Below are 19,409 nucleotides of genomic sequence, written 5' to 3'. Positions count from 1 at the left end.
GAAACCAGACATGACTGATTTTGAGACCTATACAATCGCCTCAGCCCCTGATGCCGCGAAACCAATTCTGGAAGCATCGCTGAAAGGATATGGTTTTGTGCCCAACCTTTATGCGGCCATGGCCGAAGCGCCCGCAATTTTGGAAGGCTATACGACACTTTCCAACATCTTTGGAAAGACCAGCCTGTCAGAGACTGAGCGCCAGATCATCCTTATGACTAACAACCGGTTGAACGGGTGCAAGTACTGCATGGCCGCCCATACCACTCTTTCACAGATGGCCGGTGTCCCCGAAGACGTGATCGCAGCGTTACGCGATGGCAGCCCTATCGCCGACCCCAAATTGGAAGCACTGCGCAAATTCGTCGTCGTGATCAACGAAAGCCGAGGCTGGCCCAGCGACGCACAGGTCGAGGCGTTTCTGACGGCTGGCTATACCCGCCAGACCATGCTGGAAGTCATCCTTGGCACAGCGTTGAAAATCCTGTCGAACTATACGAACCATGTGGCGGAAACGGCTTTGGATGATGCGTTTGTCCCAAATGCATGGACCGCCTCATCCGCGGCGGCGGCTGAATAACGCGATATTGCCTAATTGTTGGTCTTGCGCTTAGGCCTGAGTTTGGTTCTGGCCAATAAGGGAATCCGATTTGAGACGTTCGACCGAAAATCAACAAAAGCGCGTACCTTCGCAGACACGGTTCGACCCTCTTGATGCACAAGATGGATGGGAACCTCGGGTGGCTCATATGACTTCATGACAGTCTTGAGCCGCCCATCTGCAATGTAGGGTGCCACCTGATACGACAAAAGCCGTCCGATCCCATGACCTTGCAACGCCAACTCAATCACGGCGTCATTAGTATTCATGCTGATGCGTGGGTTCACTCGTTTGGTTATGCTCTTTCTACCGCTTTGAAAATGCCATTGGGCGGATGCATTCAGGGCAGTAGAATTAATGATCGCCGACCTTGTGGCTCTCCACAGCCCGGGAGGAGTGGTTTCCGAGGCACTGTCCATTGGTAAGCAGGTGAGAGGTGCTGAGCTTTCTACAGCCGTTCTAGCTGGCTCGATGTGCGTGTCGTCATGTCCTTACATCCTTGCAGGCGGTGAGGAACGCCTCGTCTCTCGTCGAGGCATTGTGGGTAGGCCCGGAATACTGCGAAAATAGGCTTCTGTTGCTACCCGTACCAAAGACTTTGCAAAGTCCGCTTACTGCGCATCGCAGACCTTCGCGAGAATCCAAGGTTCCTTAGGGAGGCCCTTTGCGGGATTGAGCAATGCAAAGGGCCATAACCGCGACGACTAAGCCATAAACTGATTGAATTCGTCGCTAATGCAGACAAACGCGCAGCGCAAAACTATGGGCGAACTACGTAAACTTATGGGGTGCGCGAAGTGTTATGCGCAAACCTACACAATCTCAGAAATCTAAGTTTTCGACGCTCAACGCGTTTTGTTGGATGAATTCGCGGCGAGGCTCGACCACGTCACCCATCAGTTTGGTGAACAGGTCGTCTGCTTCGACCATGTCATCGACCCGCACCTGCAAAAGGGTACGGGCATCCGGGTCCAGCGTGGTTTCCCACAACTGATCGGGGTTCATCTCGCCCAGTCCTTTGTAGCGTTGCAGGGACAGACCCTTTTCGCCCTCTTCCAGAATGGCGCGCAGCAGGTCCAGCGGGCCGTGGATGGCTTGCATCCGATCACGGCGAACCAGAGTGGCCGGGGTGTTGTAAACCTCTTGCAGGCTTTGGGTGAAACTACCCGTCTTGCGCGCCTCGCCCGAGCGCAGCATGGGGCCGTCCAGCGTGCGCACTTCTTCGACGCCCCGCAGGATGCGGGCCAGACGGATGCCATGATCCTGTGTAATCCGGCCTTGCCAACCGCGTTCGTATTCCAGCGCGATCAGGTCCAGACGGGCGGCCACCTTGTCGGCCACACCTTGCAGGTCGGCATCCACCGCACCCGGAACAAATGCTCCGGCGACCGCGGCCTGTTCCAGGATGTGACGCGGGTAATGTGTTGGGAAGGCGTCCAGCACACGTTTCAACTGGCGCGCTTCGTCTACGACGCGGGTCAGGTCCTGCCCGATTATCTCCTCACCCGAGCCCAGTTTCAGCACCGCGCCCTCAACGCCTTGATTGATTAGGTAATCGTCCAGAGCCGCCTGATCCTTCAGGTAAACTTCTGATTTACCACGCGAAACCTTATAAAGCGGCGGTTGCGCGATATAGAGGTATCCACCTTCGATCAGCTCCGGCATCTGACGGTAGAAGAAGGTCAGCAGCAGGGTCCGAATATGCGCGCCATCCACATCCGCGTCGGTCATGATGACGATCTTGTGGTAGCGCAGCTTTTCGATGTTGAACTCATCGCGGCCAATGCCAGTGCCCAGCGCCATCACCAGATTGCCGATTTCCTGCGACGAGAGCATCCGGTCAAACCGCGCACGTTCGACGTTCAGAATTTTCCCACGCAGGGGCAGAACGGCCTGAGTCAACCGGTCCCGACCCGTCTGGGCGGAACCACCCGCCGAGTCACCCTCCACCAGGAAAACTTCAGTCTTGGACGGGTCTTTCTCGGAACAGTCCTTCAGCTTCCCGGCCAGATAGTTCACATCCATCGCCGTTTTGCGGCGGGTCAGTTCGCGCGCCTTGCGGGCGGCCTCACGGGCCAGAGCAGCCTCGATGATCTTGCCAACGATCCCTTTGGCTTCATTGGGGTTTTCTTCAAACCACTCGGCCAGTTTTTCGTTCATCAGACCTTCGACCGCCGGGCGCACTTCGGACGAAACCAGCTTGTCCTTGGTCTGGGAGGAGAATTTCGGATCGGGTACCTTGACCGACAAAACACAGGTCAAACCTTCGCGCGCGTCATCACCGGTGAAGCTGACCTTTTCCTTCTTCGCGATCCCGCTGGACTGCGCATAGTTGTTGATCGTCCGGGTCAGAGCGCCTCGGAAACCGGCCACATGCGTGCCGCCGTCGCGCTGCGGGATGTTGTTGGTAAAGGGCAGAACGGTCTCATGATAACTGTCATTCCACCACATCGCGATTTCGACCCCAATGTCGTCACGCTCGCCCTTGATATAAATCGGCTCGGGCATCGCGGGCGTCTTCGACCGGTCGAGGTATTTGACGAATTCCTTGACGCCACCCTCATAGAACAGCTCGGTCTCCAACCGTTCGGCGGGGCGCTCGTCGATCAGGATGATCCGCACGCCCGAGTTCAAAAAGGCCAGCTCACGCAGGCGCTTTTCTAGCGTTTCAAACGAATATTCGAGGTTCGAGAACGTACTGGTCGAGGCCAAAAACCGCACTTCGGTCCCAGTACGATCCCCACATTCGCCCACGACCTTCAGATGTTCCGCTGTTTCGCCACCTTCAAAGCGCGCCACGTGTTCCTTGCCGTTGCGCCAGATGCGCAGCTCCAGCCAATCGGACAACGCATTCACAACCGAGACACCCACACCGTGCAGGCCGCCTGACACCTTGTACGAGTTGCTGTCAAACTTCCCGCCCGCATGCAGTTGGGTCATGATGACTTCAGCGGCTGACACACCTTCTTCGGGGTGAATATCCACCGGAATCCCACGGCCGTTATCGCTGACCGAAACACTGGAATCGGCATGGATTTTGACCGTCACATGGTCGGCGTGCCCGGCCAGCGCCTCATCAATTCCGTTGTCCACAACCTCGTACACCATGTGGTGCAGGCCCGACCCATCGTCAGTGTCACCGATATACATACCGGGGCGTTTGCGAACAGCCTCTAAGCCTTTAAGAACCTTAATGGAATCAGCGCCATATTCCTGTGGTGCCTGTGCGTCTTCGGACATTCGGTTAGTACCTATATTATTTTGGTAACTTATACGTTTTCTGGTGGGGAATGTCACGCGATCCCACCAGATTTTGTGTCGGTCAGTGTCTTTTTCAGCAGATCACAGCCGATCTAGATCGGCCGCAATATCCGACGCCAATTCTATCGCATTCACATCGTCACGCTCGGCCGACAACCGCAGACCCAAAAGATCCGATTGGTACCGTGCGGCCAACCGATCCGGGTCATGATGTGCGCCAATTTCTCCGGCCGCCTGCGCACGTCGGAAAAGGGTGGCGAAACACTCTTTCATCTCCTCCAGATGAGCGCCTGCCTTGTCCGCCAAACCGTGCCCTTTGGCCTGTAGTTCAGCGAATGTCTTGGCCAGCATACAAGCACGCGCTGGCATTTCCTTGGCGCTTATCACGATCTGCGGCTGCGTTTTTAACGCCTGTAATGGCCCAACCTCATCCGCCATGGTCGTCAATCGCGACACGCCATCCTGCGCGTACCGCTCCAACGCCAGAGCATACAGCGCATCCTTGGATCCGAAGGCCGCATAGAAACTGCCAGGTTTCAGATTCAGTTCGCGTTCAAGATCCTTGAGCGACGTTCCAGCCCACCCCTGACGCCAAAAGATATCCCTGGCCTGCGCGATCAGCGCATCTCGGTCGTATGAAGGTTTGCGAGGCATCGGGTTCACCAATTCTTGAGCATTTACTCAAATATATACTTGAGTGATCGCTCAATAAAGCCTAAATGCGACTCACAGCGCCAGAAACAGGAGTTTTGACATGGCAAACTTCCCCTCTCATGACCTTGAAACCGCCCCTGAAGGGTCCAAACCGCTGCTGGAAAAGTCTCAGGCCGCGTTTGGCCGACTGCCCGGCTTGCATAAAGTGATGGCTGAAAGCCCGCAGCATCTGGAAGGCTATCAGATTCTGCACCATTTGTTCCTGCAAACCGACTTTGACAATGACGAGAAGACCGTTGTCTGGCAGACAATCAACGTGGAAAACGAATGCCACTATTGTGTGCCTGCCCATACCGGCATCGCCAAGATGATGAAGGTCTCGGACGAAATCACCGAGGCCCTGCGCAATGAAACTCCGCTCCCGTCGGCCAAGCTTGAGGCCCTGCGGACCTTCACGTTGCAAATGATGGAAACCCGTGGCAACCCGTCCGATGCACAGCTTCAGGCGTTCTTTGACGCCGGTTATTCACACCGCGCCATTCTGGATGTGGTGCTGGGCCTGGCACAGAAAACCATGTCGAACTACGTCAACCACATGGCCCAAACACCCGTTGATGAGGTGATGCGCGGCTTCTTGTGGGAGCGTAAAGTCGGCGAGCCGGCCTAAGCCGTCACGACTGAGCCCTCATCGCTTTCGGTAACAACCAGCGTTTGGGCCCGGTCCCCCAACTCCGCAAACAGCTCAGGCCCGGTACCCGTCATCCAGGCCTGAGCCCCCAACGCGCAAATCTCATCATACAGCGCAGCCCGCCGCCCGGCATCCAGATGTGCCGCAACCTCATCCAGCAATACGATCGGCGGCGCACCCACTGTCTCAGCCAGCGCACGTGCGTTCGACAGGATCAACGACACCAACAGCGCCTTCTGCTCTCCGGTTGAACAATCCCTGGCGGGAACACCCTTGGCCGCAAAAACCCCATACACGTCAGACCGATGCGGCCCCACCAATGTCCGCCCTGCAGCCAAATCGCGGAACCGGCTTTCGGCCAGTGCCTCGCGCAGATCGTCTGCCGTTTCGGGCATCGCACCTTCGGTTTGCACTAGCTCCAGATCAGCCGATGGGAAGGCGGTTTCCGCCCGCTCCTGCGCCGCGCGCAAACAATCCAACGCCGACAGTCGCGCTGCATGGATACGGTATCCGGTCTCGGCCATCTGCCCTTCAAGCGCTGCATACCAATGGGCATCACGCACTTGCTCTTTCAGCAAGCGGTTCCTTTCGCGCATGGATTTCTCATAAGTCAGGGACGCCTCAGCGTGGGTCGGATCAAAACTCAAGGCGATGCGATCCAGAAACCGCCGCCGCCCCTCGGCCCCTTCGATCCATAACCGGTCCATTGATGGGATCAGCCAGACCACCCGCGCCAGCTTGCCCAAATCAATCTGACTGGCCGTTTTGTCATCAATCCGAACCTGCCGTGCCGCGCCACCCTCAGACCACGTCTCGATCTCATAGCTTTGCCCCTGCGCCTGCAACACACCAGACAGCTTCCAGCCCAGCGCCTCGGGCCGCCGCGTCATCTCAGCCGCACTCGCCCGCCGCATCCCACGACCGGGCGAAAACAACGACACCGCCTCCAGAATATTAGTCTTACCGGCCCCGTTTGGTCCATGCAGCGCAACCGGCCGCCCATCCAAAGCCAGCCGCGCCAACTTATGCGACCGAAAATGCGAGACCATCAGTTCGGTCAGGGCCAATCCCATGACCCCACCCTTCTTCTGTTCAAAAATACTTCCGCCGGAGGCATCGCGCGCCAGCGCGATCAGACGCGCATCGGCATGACGACGTAAACCGCGCTCTGATCATTGCCTTCGCGCATCAAAGTCGGATCACCGGCCGAGTTAAACAGAAACACAGCATTCTCGCGATCCACCTGAGAAGCAATCTCGAGCAGGTATTTCGCATTGAATCCAATCTCAAGCCGCTCGTCGCCATAAGCCACAGCCAGCTCTTCCTCGGCGGCACCGCTGTCAGGGGCATTGACCGACAGAACCAGCTTATCGGCATCCAGCTGCAACTTCACCGCGCGCGAGCGTTCGGACGATACGGTCGCCACACGATCCACGGCTTGCGCGAATTCGGCGGCATCCACTTCCAACTGGCGCGTATTGCCCTGCGGGATCACACGAGTGTAGTCGGGGAAGGTGCCGTCGATCACTTTCGAAGTCAGTGTGATATCAGGCGTCGCAAAGCGCACCTTGGTTTCACTGACAGACACAGCGATATCCATCTCATCATCGTCCAGCAGCTTGCGCAGCTCACCCACGGTTTTGCGCGGTACGATCACGCCCGGCATATCAGCCGCCCCATCAGGCAAATCCGCATCAATCCGCGCCAGACGGTGCCCGTCTGTGGCCACACAGCGCAGCACCTTACCGCCCTCTGATCCATCGGCCACATGCATATAAACGCCATTCAGGTAATAGCGCGTCTCTTCGGTCGAGATCGCAAATTTCGACTTGTCAAACAAACGCCGTAACAATGCCGCCGAGGCCGTAAAGTTCGACTGATATTCCGAGGACGCCATCACCGGGAAATCCTCTTTCGGCAGGGTCGCCAGCGAAAAGTTCGAGCGCCCGGCCTCAACCGTTAGACGACCCGAAGCACTGTCGGCAGTCAGCGTCACCAAAGCCCCATCCGGCAGCTTCCGCACGATTTCGTGCAAAGTCGTCGCCGCTACGGTGGTCGCACCGGCTTTTTCGACCTGTGCGGGCGCCTTATCGACCACTTCGATATCCAGATCGGTGGCGCGGAACATGGCCACATCGCCTTCGGCTTCGATCAGCACGTTGGCAAGTATTGGAATGGTGTTGCGACGTTCCACAACGGATTGGGCCTGCGAGACGGCCTTAAGAAGGGTGCCGCGTTCGATGCTGATCTTCATACCCTCAATTCCTTTGACTTGCGTGCCGATTTGGGCGGGACTGGCACGTTAGCGGTTCCACCCTGAGGCACAAGGATTTTTTATGGATTTCTGAGTCGGATTAACCAAAGCGTCAAGAGGGGCGTGACCAAGCGGGCACAGTTCCCACCCAACCGTGGGTTAAAGCCTACAAAAAAACGCCCCGGGCCAATGGGTCCGGGGCGGTTTAAAATAACTGAGGCTGGAAATCAGGCCTCCAGTGACCGGCGCAGCATCTCGACGTCTTCGGCGATCTGGCCGTCGGTCGTTTTCAGCTCTTCAATACGTTTGACACCGTGCATGACCGTTGTGTGATCACGCCCGCCGAAACGACGCCCGATCTCGGGCAAGGACCGGCTGGTGAGTTGCTTGCACAGATACATCGCCACCTGGCGCGGACGTGCATAAGACCGCAGGCGCTTGGGGCCGATGATGTCGGACAGGCGGATGTTGTAGTATTCTGAAACCTTGCGCTGAATCTCTTCGACGGTGATCTTGCGCTCGGATGCGCGCAGCACGTCGGCCAGACAGTCCTGCGTCAGTTCCATGTCGATCTCGCGCCCCACCAGCGAGGCAAAGGCGAACAGACGGGTCAGCGCGCCTTCCAGCACACGAACATTGGTCGAGATGCGATGGGCCAGAAACTCCAGCACGCCGTCTGCAATTGTCAGGTCAGGATAGGTGCTGCTGTACTGTTGCACCTTGTTCTGAAGAATACCCAGACGCAGTTCATAGTCAGTCGGGTGCAAATCCACGACAAGACCACATTGCAGGCGCGATTTCACACGGTCTTCCAGATCCTTGATCTCACCCGGTGCGCGGTCCGCCGAGATGATGATCTGTTTGTTCTGATCCACCAGCGCATTGAATGTGTGAAAGAATTCTTCCTGCGTGGAGTCCTTACCTGCGATGAATTGCACGTCGTCTACCATCAGCACATCGACCGAACGGAACAGGTGTTTGAAATCCATCATGCGGCGTTCGCGCAGAGCCTGCACAAACCGATACATGAACTGTTCCGCTGACAGGTAAAGCACGTTCAGATCGGGCCGTTTGGTTTTCAGTTCCCATGCAATAGCGTGCATCAGGTGCGTTTTACCCAGACCAACTCCACCGTACAGAACCAGCGGATTGAAGGTCACGGGGCCACCTTCGGACACACGGCGCGCAGCGGCATGGGCCAGTTCGTTGGGCTTACCAACCACAAAAGTGTCAAATGTGAAACGGGCATCCAGAGGCGCGGCCTGCAAGGATTCCAACGCATCATTTGCAACTTCGGTCAAATGGGGCACAGCGGCCTCTGGCGCTGGTGCTTGCGCCGACTCTGCCTCGACAGACGGGCGCGTCGGTGAATTTGCCGCGACCCGGAACGCAAGGCGTTGAACGGGCTCACCTGACGTATTCAACTCATACAAGATGAGATCTGCAAAATTTTGGCTGACGTAATTGCCCATAAAATTCGTAGGCACAGAAAACACAGCTACCCCATCCTGAACCTCTTGGAACTCCAGAGGTTCGATCCAGGTGGTGTAGTTATTTTTTCCAATAGCCTTGAGCAGTTTGTTACGCAGTAGTCCCCATTTTTCTTGTGTCATTAAGCGCCTCACGCATCCCATTCTTTATTGGCCTGTCGGCCTTATTACTAAGTCCCGGTCGCCCGGTACGCGCACTCACACGCAAAGGGTACCCATCCGCCAAACAGAAATAGCCTGACGCCTTGTTTTTGAATGTCGACACTACCTGGCACAAAGGCATCCCAAATAACGGAGCCGCCCCGGAAACCGGGTTGCGTGTCGCAATCTTCTTTTTTTAGACAGGGCTAGGAGTCCTGAATGCATCAGGTCCCAAAGCAGATCAGCAAACCAGCAGTCCCGGTTGCCAACATTCGTCCCCGATCGCCCTGATGCCCGTCAGTTTGATCCCTGGAACAGCCTGTCCCCCCAAGCGAGTGAATCGCTGAATCAGTGGTAACAAGATGGCGAGGTCCCCGGCAACGAAACTCTGATATTGACTCGCCTCTGAGCGCGAAAGAATCTCTTGGCTTGGTGAAGCGCGGTATTCTGGCAACAGCAAAAAGGGCGCCGCGATGCGCGATGCCCTTCAAAATAGTTCAGCCTTTCTTACGTGACCTGGGGTCAGCGAAAGACTCAGCCCAGCGCCTTCACGCGCGAGGACAGGCGCGACATTTTACGCGCTGCGGTGTTCTTGTGGAAAACGCCTTTGGTGACGCCGCGCATCAGCTCGGGCTGGGCCGCGCGCAGAGCGGCGGTTGCTGCGTCCTTGTCGCCGGATGCGATCGCTTCTTCGACCTTGCGCAGGTAGGTGCGGATGCGCGAACGACGTGCTTTGTTGATTGCGAAACGCTTCTCGTTCTGACGAGCGCGTTTTTTTGCCTGGGGCGAGTTAGCCATGTGTCTCTGACCTTTGTACGGTACGGTTCTATGAATTGCGCGCCACGGGTAATCCGCACCGGATCAGAAATCACGAGTGTGAGTCGGGCCAAAGCGGGCCGCACGCGCATGTATAGCGGCGCTTACTATCCAAGTTGGAAGGGTTTGCCAAGCAGATTCTTATTGCTGCAAGGCAGGTATGAAAAAGGCGGGCATGTACCCGCCTGATCCGATCTGAAAGGTCGCTTACTTATCGCGGAACTGGGCCGCGCGCTTTTCAAGAAAGGCAGCCATGCCTTCTTTTTGATCCTCGCTTGCAAACATCGAATGAAACACCCGACGTTCAAACAACATCCCCTCGCTCAGCGGCAATTCATAGCTGCGATTCACAGCCTCTTTCGCGGCTATTGCGCTCAACTGGGATTTTTCGGCTATCTTCTGGGCTGCGGCCGTCGCCTCATCCAACAGTTTCTTTGCAGGGACAACCCGGCTGACCAAGCCCGCCCGCTCTGCTTCTTCGGCATCCATGAAACGCCCGGTCAGATTCATGTCCATTGATTTGGACTTGCCGACAAACCGGGTCAGACGCTGCGTGCCACCCAGACCCGCGATGACTCCGAGATTGATTTCCGGCTGACCGAACTTGGCCGAATCTGCGGCGATTATGAAATCGCACATCATCGCCAATTCGCATCCACCGCCCAGCGCGTAACCTGCGACTGCGGCGATGATCGGTTTGCGTATGGCCGTTATCCGGTCATTCACATCACCGAACAGGTTTCTGGTGTAGACATCGACAAAACCCATCTCGGACATCTCTTTGATGTCCGCGCCGGCGGCAAAAGCCTTTTCCGAGCCGGTGATGATGATGCAGCGCACCTTGTCGTTTTGATCCGCCTCTTCCAGCGCTGTGCACAATTCCTGCGTCAACTGCGAGTTCAGTGCATTCAGAGCATCTGGTCTATCAAGCTTGATAAGGGCGACGTGGTCTTCGATTTCGACGATGATCGTCTCAAAAGCCATGAGGTGTAAGCTTCCGGTTGTTCCGTTCAGTAACGATTCATTATCACGCGAAAACCTTGGATCAAGTTATCTTTGGCATTGCGTACAATAGAAGGATGAGCGACCGGACTGAGTGATTCTTTTTATGGCAGCATCGCATCCTTCGGTGCGGCAGGGGGCACCCTCGCGGCCATAGACATCAAAGCTGTGCTGAAAATATCCAAGTTCTCCATCGGCTTGGCGGAAATCACGCAGCGATGAACCACCCGCATCAATCGCCTCGCGAAGCACCTGACGAATGATGGGAACCATGGCACCGACACGCTGTGCAGAAATTTGACCGGCTTTTCGACGTGGGGACACTCTGGCGCGATAAAGCGCCTCACAAACGTAGATATTTCCCAATCCGGCAACGATTCCCTGATCCAGCAGCGCGGATTTGACCGGAGTGTTCCGGCCCTTGAATGCCTCAATCAGGTGCTGTTCATGAAAGTCATTACCCAACGGTTCGGGTCCAAGAACAGACAGCAACTTATGTTCTTCAGCGGTTGCCGTGGGCAGCAAGTCCATCGCACCGAATCTGCGCGGGTCGTTGAAGGTAATCCGCGCGCCATTTGCCATGTGAAATACCACGTGGTCGTGCTTTTCCGGCATCGGATGATCATGCACGAACTGCCCCAGCGGATCGCCCGACACCGTCATCCGGCCGGACATGCCCAGATGAATCAGCAAGGTCTCACCGCTGCTAAGATCCGCCAGGATGTATTTCGAACGTCTTCGCAGCCCATCCACCCGCTGCCCGGTCAACCGTTCGGCCATCCGTTCGGGAAAAGGCCAACGCAGATCGCGGCGGTTCACATCGGCGCGTTCGATAACGACACCCTCCATCGCCGGGGCCAAACCGCGTTTTACTGTCTCGACCTCGGGCAATTCGGGCATTACTTGGCTCCTATTCCAAAGGGCCGCATTGTGCCCGATACCAATGGCCCTATAACAGAGGCGAAATTCGACAAACGGCAAGGCAAATGTCCGACACCAACGACAAGACCACACATTTCGGATTCGAAACCGTGCGCGAGGCTGAAAAGGCCGGGCGCGTGCAGGGAGTGTTTAACTCGGTCGCCTCGAAATATGACGTGATGAACGATGTCATGTCGATGGGAATCCACCGGGTCTGGAAAGACGCGATGATGGATTGGCTGGCCCCGCGCCCCGGTCAGCGCCTTCTGGACGTGGCAGGCGGGACCGGAGACATTTCCTTCCGCTTCCTCAAACGTGCGGGCCACGGCCACGCCACCGTTCTGGACCTGACCGAGCCGATGCTGGTCGAAGGCCGACAGCGCGCCGAAGCCGATCAGATGGCCGACAGCCTGAATTGGGTGGTTGGCGACGCCATGTCCCTGCCGTTCGAAGACAACACGTTCGACGTCTACACGATTTCGTTCGGCATCCGTAACGTGACCCGCCCGCAAGAGGCGCTGAACGAAGCCTACCGCGTGCTGAAACCCGGTGGCCGCCTGATGGTTCTGGAATTCAGCCAGCTGCCCAATGACGGGCTGCAAAAACTGTATGATCTCTACAGTTTCAACGTCATCCCGCGCATGGGCAAGCTGATCGCCAACGATTACGACAGCTATCAGTACCTGGTGGAATCCATCCGCAACTTCCCCGATCAGGAAACCTTTCTGGGCATGGTCCGCGCCGCAGGGTTCGAGAACGCGAAATACCGCAACCTGAGCATGGGTATCGCCGCGCTACACTCCGGCTGGAAAATCTGATGCGCGGTCCCCACAACATTATCCGCCTGATCCGCACAGGCGCTACATTCGAACGCACCGGCGCGATGAACGTGGTGCTAGACGCATTCGAGGCGCCAAAAGCTTTGCGCCTCCTTGCCCATACATTGGGCAAACCATTCCAGTGGCTCGGGTATAAGGGCGATCCGTCGATGCCCCCGGCCACCCGCGCGCTCACGGCGCTGGGTCCGGCATACATCAAATTTGGCCAGGTTCTCTCGACCCGCCCCGATGTCGTCGGCAACGAATTGGCCGAACAACTGCGCGTCCTGCAGGACAAACTGCCCCCCTTTCCCAAGGCCGAGGCCATGGCCGAAGTCGAAAAGGAATTGGGACAACCCGTTTCGAATATATTCGACGAATTCAGCGAACCCATCGCTGCGGCATCCATCGCCCAGGTCCACAAGGCAAAGCTGACCAGCACAGGCGAAGATGTCGCCGTCAAAGTCCTACGCCCCGGGATCGAGCGTGCCTTCCGCAAGGACGTCGACGCCTTCTATTTCGCGGCACGCATCGTGCAACTGTTTGCCCCCGGCGCGCGTCGCCTGAGACCGATGGAAGTGATCGAACACTTCGACGGCGTCGTGCGAGGTGAACTTGATCTACGTCTCGAAAGCGCCGCCGCTTCGGAATACGCCGCCAACACCAAGGACGATGCCGGGTTTTGGCTGCCGCCTGTGGTCTGGTCCCTGTCCGCGCGGCGGGTGATGACCCTCAGCTGGGCAGACGGCATCCCCTTGGGCGACAATGACGCGCTGGATGCGGCCAATCATAACCGCCGCGATCTGGGCGAGCGTGTATTGCGTCTGTTCCTGCTGCACGCTCTGCGCGACGGTTTTTTTCACGCCGACATGCATCAGGGCAACCTCAAGGTCGCGGCCAATGGGGATATCATCGCCTATGACTACGGCATCATGGGCCATATCGACGAATACACTCGTCGGGTCTATGCCGAGATCCTCTTCGGCTTCATCCGTCGCGACTACAAACGCGTGGCCGAGGTCCATTTCGAAGCGGGCTACGTCCCTGCCGACAGGGATGTCGACGAATTCGCACGCGCCCTGCGCGCGGTAGGAGAGCCCATCTTTGGCATGGACGCCACCCATATTTCGATGGGCCGCCTGCTGAATTACCTGTTCGAAGTCACCGAACGGTTCGGCATGGAAACCCGCACCGAATTGATCCTGTTGCAGCGCACAATGGTGGTGGTCGAAGGTGTCGCGCGCTCGCTGGACCCACAAGTCAACATCTGGGAAGTCGCCCGCCCCGTGGTCGAGGACTACATCAAGCAATCCATCGGCCCGCGCGCGGCCCTGCGCGATTTCGGAAAAACGGCCATGGTTCTGGCCCGCTTTGGCCCTCGCCTGCCCGCCCTGGTGGAAAACGCGCTGATCGCACAAACCCAGAAGGACGAACCACGAAACACCCGCTTTTGGTCAATGGCGCTCCCGGCGACCATCGGTGCAGCCGCAGGCGCAGTTCTCGTTTTGATCGTTGCGGCGCTCAGCTAAAACCGATCCGCCCCTTCATCTGGCCCAAAATATCCTCGGGGGGAATCGCGCCCAAAGGCGCGATGGGGGGCAGACAGCCCCCCAACAACGTCTCAAATCAGAGCAGTTCAAAGGCAATGGCGATTCCCTGACCACCGCCGATGCACATCGTCACCAGACCTTTGGACCCACCGATCCGCTCCAGTTCGTACAGCGCTTTCAGCGTGATGATCGCACCGGTCGCCCCGACAGGGTGACCCAATGCAATCGCGCCGCCGTTCGGGTTAACCTTGGCAGTATCCAACCCCAGTTCGTTGTTGACGGCAATTGCCTGGGACGCAAAGGCTTCGTTGCTTTCGATCACGTCGAAATCCTCGACCGTCAAGCCAGTGCGCGCCAGCAGGTTCTGCACCGCAGGCACCGGACCGATACCCATCACTTCGGGCCGCACACCCGCGTGGCCATAGCCCAGAATACGCGCTTTCGGCTTCAGACCGGCTTTCTCAGCCGCCTCCGCCGTCGCCAGAACCATCGCGGCTGCACCGTCATTGATACCCGAGGCATTGCCTGCCGTCACACGGCCGTCCTTCTTGAACGCCGGACGCAACCCGGCCAGCGCCTCGATCGAGGTCGCCTTGGGATGCTCATCGACCATGAAGTCCACCATATCGCGCTTGACCTTGACCTGAACCGGTGTGATCTGGCTTTGGAAATACCCAGCCTCAATCGCAGCAGCGGCGCGGGTCTGGCTGGTCAGGGCAAACGCATCCATCTGTTCGCGTGTAACCTGATGCTCGTCCGCGACGTTCTCGGCTGTCACACCCATATGGCCAGTACCAAACGGGCAGTTCAGCGCACCCAGCATCATGTCCAGCGATGTAACGTCGCCCATTTTCGCGCCCCAACGTGCCTGCGGAACGATGTAGGGGCTGCGCGACATGCTCTCGGCACCACCAGCAACCGCGAATTCGGCATCGCCCAGCATCAGCGACTGCACCGCCGACACAATCGCCTGAGCACCCGAACCACACAGACGGTTCACGTTCATCGCCGGAGTTTCAACCGGGATACCTGCCTGTTTCGCCGCCGCACGAGACAGATACATATCGCGCGGTTCAGTGTTGATCACATGGCCGAAAACCACGTTACCGATTTGGCCGCCCTCAACGCCCGACTTCTCCATCGCGGCTTCGGTCACAACAGTTGCCAGATCAATTGGCGCGGTCGAGGACAATGCTCCGCCGAACGTCCCAACAGCGGTACGGGCCCCATCCAGAATGACGATATCTTTCATGTGTCTTCTCCTCTAGGAATTGGCGCCACTATGCATCTGCAGCACAAGGCTGTCCCATAGGACGTACCGTCACAAGCAGAATTGACAAGCCATCCTGAAAAGCGCATCAGATTCCGCCATGACGGAAAAATCAGACGATATCCTGACACGACTGCCCACACGCCTGAAAGAAGCGCGCCGCGCCAAGGGCCTGTCCCTCGAAGCGGTCGCCAATCTCAGCGGTGTGTCCCGGTCCATGGTCAGTCAGATCGAACGGGGCGAGAGCAGCCCAACAATATCGACCCTGTGGAATTTGACCCGGGCCCTTCAGGTAGATTTTGCAGGTTTATTGGAGGAATCCGACAACGCCGATCAAATCGAAGTTCTGCGCAGCGCAGAGGTGCCCAGCATCGACAATATGGGCCAGAACTGCCGTATTCGCATCCTCTCTCCGCCCGAAGAAGCAGGCGGCCACGAGGTCTATGATATCTACTTTGAGCAAGATGGCGGGCTGACCAGCCAGCCCCACGCGCGGGGCGCGCGCGAACAACTGACAGTGCTGGAAGGCGCGGTTCGCATCACATCCGGGTCCGCCACCCGCGATCTGAAACAGGGTGACACGGCGCGATATGCCGCGGACGTTGCCCATTCGATCACCGCCGAAAGTACCGCCAGAGTTTTTCTGATCGTCAAAAACGCCTGAACTGGCAAAAATCCGCCTTCACGGAAATTTTTCCGTCATTATGCCAATCCCCCATTTGGGAATTTCATCCGCTATGTTAGATGCGCGACTCAAAGCAAGGAGATCGCCATGGCTGACACGTTCCTGTCCCATATCACGGACACCCTCGCGCAGATCGAAGCGGAAGGTCTGTATAAACGCGAGCGCATGATCACTTCGCCTCAGGGCGGAGAGATCACGGTAGGTGGCAAGCAGGTCATCAACCTGTGTGCCAACAATTATCTGGGGCTGGCCGATCACCCGGCATTGATCGACGCGGCCAAAGGCACGATGGAGCCCAAAGGGTTCGGCATGGCCTCGGTCCGGTTTATCTGTGGCACGCAGGACATTCACCGCGAATTGGAGCAGAAGCTGGCACATTTCCTGAACAAGGATGATGCGATCCTGTTTGCCGCTTGTTTCGACGCAAATGGCGGGTTGTTTGAACCCCTTCTGGGCCCGGAGGACGCGATTATCTCGGACAGTCTGAACCATGCCTCAATCATCGACGGGGTGCGCCTGTGTAAGGCGAAACGCTATCGGTACATGAACAACGACATGAACGATCTTGAGGCCTGGCTGAAACAGGCGCGCGCGGATGGGGCGCGGCATATCATGATTGCCACGGACGGTGTGTTCTCGATGGATGGTTATCTGGCCAACCTGCCGAAAATCCGCGAGCTGGCCAACAAGTACGACGCCATCGTCATGGTCGACGATTGCCACGCGACTGGGTTCATGGGGGCAAACGGGGCGGGTACGCCGGATCATTTCGGCGTCGACGTGGATATTCTGACAGGAACCTTGGGCAAGGCACTTGGGGGGGCAATCGGCGGTTATATCGCCGGGCCGCAGCCGGTGATCGACCTCCTGCGGCAGCGGGCGCGGCCCTATCTGTTCTCAAATTCGCTGCCTCCATCCATTGTGGCCGCTGGGCTAGAGGCAATTCGCCTTGTCAACGACGGTGCAGACCTGCGCGCCCGGCTGTTCGAAAACGCGAACTATTGGCGGGCCGGTCTGGAAAAACTGGGGTTTGACCTGCTGCCCGGTGAACACCCGATCATCCCGGTAATGCTGGGCGAAGCGACGCTGGCACAAGATATGGCCGCGCGACTATTTGATGAGGGCGTCTATGTCTCGGGCTTTTTCTTCCCGGTCGTCCCACGCGGACAGGCCCGGATCAGAACCCAGATGAACGCCGCGCTGACCCGTGACGAGTTGGACCGCGCCTTGGCCGCCTTTGGCAAGGTTGGTAGCGAATTGGGAGTGATCTGATGCGGCCCAACACCATGAAAGCACTCGAGAAATCAAAACCTGAAGAAGGTCTTTGGATGGTGCAAGCCCCGGTCCCCGAGATCGGTCCGGACGAAGTTCTGATCCGCGTCAACAAGACGGGCATCTGTGGTACAGACATTCACATCTGGAACTGGGACGAATGGGCCGCAGCAACCGTTCCAGTGCCCATGATCACCGGCCACGAATTCGCCGGCGAGATCGTCGAGATCGGGCGCAATGTGGCTGGGCTTGAGGTTGGTCAAAGATGCTCGGGCGAGGGCCATCTGATCACCAATGACAGCCGACAAAGCCGCGCCGGAAAGTTCCATCTGGACCCCGGCACGCGCGGTATCGGTGTGAATGAGCAGGGGGCCTTTGCGCAGTATCTTAAGCTGCCTGCCTTCAACGTGGTCCCTCTGCCTGACGACGTGCCAGACGAAATCGGGGCCATTCTCGACCCGCTGGGAAACGCTGTTCACACCGCGCTCAGCTTTGATTTGTTGGGCGAGGATGTTCTGATCACCGGCGCAGGGCCAATCGGGATCATGGCGGCCGCTGTCGCCCGCCATGCCGGTGCGCGACACGTAGTGATCACCGACATCAACCCCGACCGCCTGAAACTGGCGGAACATGTGGTTCCCACCGTGCGAACAGTCGATGTTTCCCACGAGGACCTACAGGACGTCATTTCAGACCTTGGCATGACGCAGGGGTTTGATGTGGGCCTGGAAATGTCAGGCTCGCAAGCCGCGCTGGATCAGATGGTCGAGGCATTGGTGATGGGCGGCAAAATCGCTCTGCTGGGGATACCGCCCGGCAAGTCGCCTGTGGACTGGTCACGCATCGTGTTCAAGGCCATCACCATCAAGGGTGTCTATGGCCGCGAGATGTTCGAGACATGGTACAAGATGATCGCCATGCTGCAGAACGGATTGGACGTCAGCCGGGTCATCACGCATCGGTTCAAGGTCGACGACTTTGCCCAAGGGTTTGCCGCCATGAAATCCGGGCAATCCGGCAAGGTGGTGCTGGACTGGACCTGACGCTCTGGCACCGCACGAAATTTGACCCTAAACATAGGGCGAACCCGGCGGTTGGAGGAGCACATGAGCGACAATGACAGGTATCTGGAACGCGGGATCGAGGACTCTCTGGTCACCGATTTCGCGGAAACCCACCGCAAGAGTTACGGGGATTTCCTGCAGCTCAAGACCCTGCTGAACCTGCAAAAGACCTTTCAGGACCCAGCCCAGCCCGATGAGATGCTATTCATTATCATCCATCAGGTCAGTGAATTGTGGCTGAAACTGATGCATCACCAACTGGTCGAGGTACGAAGGTTTCTGCAGCAGGACGAATTTGGCCCCGCGATGAAGAACCTTGACCGGGTAAAAGCCATCCAGCGACAGTTGATCGCGTCGTGGGAAACGCTTCTGACTATGACCCCGGCCGATTACATGACTTTTCGGCAGGCCTTGGGCAGCTCGTCCGGCTTCCAAAGCTATGGTTACCGTCAGATCGAGTTTATTCTGGGCAACAAGGACGCCGCGACCCTTAAAGTGCACACTCATGACCCCGAAGTGATGGAAATGCTATCCGCCGCCCTGACCAAACCGTCGCTCTATGACGAAGTCCTTCACATGATGGCACGGCAAGGGTTCGATGTGCCGGACGACTTGCTGAACCGCGACTATGCGCAGCCATACTCCGGTGACTCGCGCATCGTGAAGCTGTGGGTGCAGGTCTTCCGCGACACGAACACGTATTGGGACCTCTATGCGCTGGCCGAAAAGCTGATGGATGTGGAATCCCTGTTTCAACGCTGGCGTTTTGACCATGTCACCGCAGTTGAGCGCGTAATCGGCAACCAACCCGGCACTGGTGGCTCCAGCGGTGTGTCCTTTCTACGCAAGGCCTTGGATTTGCGGTTTTTCCATGATCTCTACGATGTACGTACCGAACTGATGTATGCCGAGCAGGAGTAAG

Annotated in this window: 18 protein-coding genes; 8 read left to right on the top strand and 10 right to left on the bottom strand. The window is 57.5% G+C overall.

Annotated elements, in window-relative coordinates:
• Positions 1 to 10: 10 nt before the first annotated feature.
• Positions 11 to 580, top strand: a complete 570-nt coding sequence (locus GOV87_RS16480; protein ID WP_171212494.1) for a carboxymuconolactone decarboxylase family protein — start codon at positions 11 to 13, stop codon at positions 578 to 580.
• 11 nt (positions 581 to 591) lie between these two features.
• Here the strand turns inward: GOV87_RS16480 and GOV87_RS20675 are convergent, their stop codons facing one another.
• From GOV87_RS20675 to GOV87_RS16465, 3 genes are all read right to left on the bottom strand, one after another.
• Positions 592 to 870 carry a LysR substrate-binding domain-containing protein gene (locus GOV87_RS20675; protein WP_371813528.1) on the bottom strand — a complete coding sequence of 93 codons (279 nt, stop codon included), beginning with the start codon at positions 868 to 870 and terminating at the stop codon, positions 592 to 594.
• A 553-nt stretch (positions 871 to 1,423) separates the two neighbouring features.
• Positions 1,424 to 3,841, bottom strand: a complete 2,418-nt coding sequence (gene gyrB, locus GOV87_RS16470) for a DNA topoisomerase (ATP-hydrolyzing) subunit B (protein ID WP_171212493.1) — start codon at positions 3,839 to 3,841, stop codon at positions 1,424 to 1,426.
• Between the two features lie 102 nt (positions 3,842 to 3,943).
• Positions 3,944 to 4,516 carry a TetR/AcrR family transcriptional regulator gene (locus GOV87_RS16465; protein ID WP_171126694.1) on the bottom strand — a complete coding sequence of 191 codons (573 nt, stop codon included), beginning with the start codon at positions 4,514 to 4,516 and terminating at the stop codon, positions 3,944 to 3,946.
• Between the two features lie 100 nt (positions 4,517 to 4,616).
• On the opposite strand from GOV87_RS16465, the gene GOV87_RS16460 reads away from it, so the two are divergent.
• A complete protein-coding gene (locus tag GOV87_RS16460) occupies positions 4,617 to 5,183 on the top strand; it encodes a carboxymuconolactone decarboxylase family protein (protein WP_171212492.1) in 567 nt (188 codons plus the stop codon).
• Here the strand turns inward: GOV87_RS16460 and recF are convergent.
• The 6 genes from recF to mutM form a co-directional block, all read right to left on the bottom strand.
• Positions 5,180 to 6,277: a DNA replication/repair protein RecF gene (recF, locus tag GOV87_RS16455; protein WP_171212491.1), complete on the bottom strand. Its 1,098-nt coding sequence runs from the start codon at positions 6,275 to 6,277 to the stop codon at positions 5,180 to 5,182. The genes GOV87_RS16460 and recF overlap by 4 nt on opposite strands.
• Before the next feature lie 59 nt (positions 6,278 to 6,336).
• Complete coding sequence (dnaN, locus tag GOV87_RS16450) at positions 6,337 to 7,458, bottom strand: DNA polymerase III subunit beta (protein ID WP_171125983.1); 1,122 nt, start codon at positions 7,456 to 7,458, stop codon at positions 6,337 to 6,339.
• Positions 7,459 to 7,685: 227 nt separating this feature from the next.
• Positions 7,686 to 9,071, bottom strand: coding sequence for a chromosomal replication initiator protein DnaA (dnaA, locus tag GOV87_RS16445; RefSeq protein ID WP_171126690.1), 1,386 nt, complete (start codon positions 9,069 to 9,071; stop codon positions 7,686 to 7,688).
• Between the two features lie 552 nt (positions 9,072 to 9,623).
• A complete protein-coding gene (gene rpsT / locus GOV87_RS16440) occupies positions 9,624 to 9,887 on the bottom strand; it encodes a 30S ribosomal protein S20 (protein ID WP_152459792.1) in 264 nt (87 codons plus the stop codon).
• A 225-nt stretch (positions 9,888 to 10,112) separates the two neighbouring features.
• Positions 10,113 to 10,889: an enoyl-CoA hydratase gene (locus GOV87_RS16435; RefSeq protein ID WP_171212490.1), complete on the bottom strand. Its 777-nt coding sequence runs from the start codon at positions 10,887 to 10,889 to the stop codon at positions 10,113 to 10,115.
• Between the two features lie 66 nt (positions 10,890 to 10,955).
• Entirely contained in the window at positions 10,956 to 11,807 is an 852-nt protein-coding gene (gene mutM, locus GOV87_RS16430; protein ID WP_171212489.1) for a bifunctional DNA-formamidopyrimidine glycosylase/DNA-(apurinic or apyrimidinic site) lyase, read from the bottom strand.
• Positions 11,808 to 11,893: 86 nt separating this feature from the next.
• Between mutM and ubiE the strand changes: the two genes are divergently transcribed.
• Positions 11,894 to 12,646 (top strand): bifunctional demethylmenaquinone methyltransferase/2-methoxy-6-polyprenyl-1,4-benzoquinol methylase UbiE, encoded by a 753-nt coding sequence (ubiE, locus tag GOV87_RS16425; protein ID WP_171125975.1) that lies wholly within the window; start codon positions 11,894 to 11,896, stop codon positions 12,644 to 12,646.
• A complete protein-coding gene (gene ubiB, locus GOV87_RS16420) occupies positions 12,646 to 14,175 on the top strand; it encodes a 2-polyprenylphenol 6-hydroxylase (protein WP_171212488.1) in 1,530 nt (509 codons plus the stop codon). Before ubiE ends, ubiB begins: the two co-directional genes overlap by 1 nt.
• Positions 14,176 to 14,272: 97 nt before the next feature.
• On the opposite strand, the gene GOV87_RS16415 is transcribed toward ubiB, so the two are convergent.
• Complete coding sequence (locus GOV87_RS16415; RefSeq protein WP_171125971.1) at positions 14,273 to 15,448, bottom strand: acetyl-CoA C-acyltransferase family protein; 1,176 nt, start codon at positions 15,446 to 15,448, stop codon at positions 14,273 to 14,275.
• Between the two features lie 118 nt (positions 15,449 to 15,566).
• Here GOV87_RS16415 and GOV87_RS16410 point away from each other — a divergent pair, with 118 nt between their 5' ends.
• From GOV87_RS16410 to GOV87_RS16395, 4 genes are all read left to right on the top strand, one after another.
• Positions 15,567 to 16,130, top strand: a complete 564-nt coding sequence (locus tag GOV87_RS16410) for a helix-turn-helix domain-containing protein (RefSeq protein WP_171212487.1) — start codon at positions 15,567 to 15,569, stop codon at positions 16,128 to 16,130.
• 108 nt (positions 16,131 to 16,238) lie between these two features.
• A complete protein-coding gene (locus GOV87_RS16405; RefSeq protein WP_171212486.1) occupies positions 16,239 to 17,423 on the top strand; it encodes a glycine C-acetyltransferase in 1,185 nt (394 codons plus the stop codon).
• Positions 17,424 to 17,437: 14 nt separating this feature from the next.
• Positions 17,438 to 18,466 (top strand): L-threonine 3-dehydrogenase, encoded by a 1,029-nt coding sequence (gene tdh / locus GOV87_RS16400; RefSeq protein WP_171126006.1) that lies wholly within the window; start codon positions 17,438 to 17,440, stop codon positions 18,464 to 18,466.
• Positions 18,467 to 18,529: 63 nt separating this feature from the next.
• Positions 18,530 to 19,408, top strand: coding sequence for a tryptophan 2,3-dioxygenase (locus tag GOV87_RS16395; RefSeq protein WP_171212485.1), 879 nt, complete (start codon positions 18,530 to 18,532; stop codon positions 19,406 to 19,408).
• Position 19,409 lies beyond the last annotated feature (1 nt).

The organism is Ruegeria sp. HKCCA5426 (genome assembly GCF_013034585.1).
GTDB lineage: Bacteria > Pseudomonadota > Alphaproteobacteria > Rhodobacterales > Rhodobacteraceae > Ruegeria.
The sequence above is the reverse complement of the archived record's forward strand: the minus strand, read 5'-3'. Positions and strand labels throughout refer to the sequence as shown.

What these genes read in the sequence shown, in the direction of transcription:
- GOV87_RS16480 (WP_171212494.1), top strand. Translation starts at nt 11, where the DNA reads ATGACTGATTTTGAGACCTATACAATCGCCTCAGCCCCTGATGCCGCG.
- GOV87_RS20675 (WP_371813528.1), bottom strand. Translation starts at nt 870, where the DNA reads ATGAATACTAATGACGCCGTGATTGAGTTGGCGTTGCAAGGTCATGGG.
- gyrB (WP_171212493.1), bottom strand. Translation starts at nt 3,841, where the DNA reads ATGTCCGAAGACGCACAGGCACCACAGGAATATGGCGCTGATTCCATT.
- GOV87_RS16465 (WP_171126694.1), bottom strand. Translation starts at nt 4,516, where the DNA reads ATGCCTCGCAAACCTTCATACGACCGAGATGCGCTGATCGCGCAGGCC.
- GOV87_RS16460 (WP_171212492.1), top strand. Translation starts at nt 4,617, where the DNA reads ATGGCAAACTTCCCCTCTCATGACCTTGAAACCGCCCCTGAAGGGTCC.
- recF (WP_171212491.1), bottom strand. Translation starts at nt 6,277, where the DNA reads ATGGGATTGGCCCTGACCGAACTGATGGTCTCGCATTTTCGGTCGCAT.
- dnaN (WP_171125983.1), bottom strand. Translation starts at nt 7,458, where the DNA reads ATGAAGATCAGCATCGAACGCGGCACCCTTCTTAAGGCCGTCTCGCAG.
- dnaA (WP_171126690.1), bottom strand. Translation starts at nt 9,071, where the DNA reads ATGACACAAGAAAAATGGGGACTACTGCGTAACAAACTGCTCAAGGCT.
- rpsT (WP_152459792.1), bottom strand. Translation starts at nt 9,887, where the DNA reads ATGGCTAACTCGCCCCAGGCAAAAAAACGCGCTCGTCAGAACGAGAAG.
- GOV87_RS16435 (WP_171212490.1), bottom strand. Translation starts at nt 10,889, where the DNA reads ATGGCTTTTGAGACGATCATCGTCGAAATCGAAGACCACGTCGCCCTT.
- mutM (WP_171212489.1), bottom strand. Translation starts at nt 11,807, where the DNA reads ATGCCCGAATTGCCCGAGGTCGAGACAGTAAAACGCGGTTTGGCCCCG.
- ubiE (WP_171125975.1), top strand. Translation starts at nt 11,894, where the DNA reads ATGTCCGACACCAACGACAAGACCACACATTTCGGATTCGAAACCGTG.
- ubiB (WP_171212488.1), top strand. Translation starts at nt 12,646, where the DNA reads ATGCGCGGTCCCCACAACATTATCCGCCTGATCCGCACAGGCGCTACA.
- GOV87_RS16415 (WP_171125971.1), bottom strand. Translation starts at nt 15,448, where the DNA reads ATGAAAGATATCGTCATTCTGGATGGGGCCCGTACCGCTGTTGGGACG.
- GOV87_RS16410 (WP_171212487.1), top strand. Translation starts at nt 15,567, where the DNA reads ATGACGGAAAAATCAGACGATATCCTGACACGACTGCCCACACGCCTG.
- GOV87_RS16405 (WP_171212486.1), top strand. Translation starts at nt 16,239, where the DNA reads ATGGCTGACACGTTCCTGTCCCATATCACGGACACCCTCGCGCAGATC.
- tdh (WP_171126006.1), top strand. Translation starts at nt 17,438, where the DNA reads ATGAAAGCACTCGAGAAATCAAAACCTGAAGAAGGTCTTTGGATGGTG.
- GOV87_RS16395 (WP_171212485.1), top strand. Translation starts at nt 18,530, where the DNA reads ATGAGCGACAATGACAGGTATCTGGAACGCGGGATCGAGGACTCTCTG.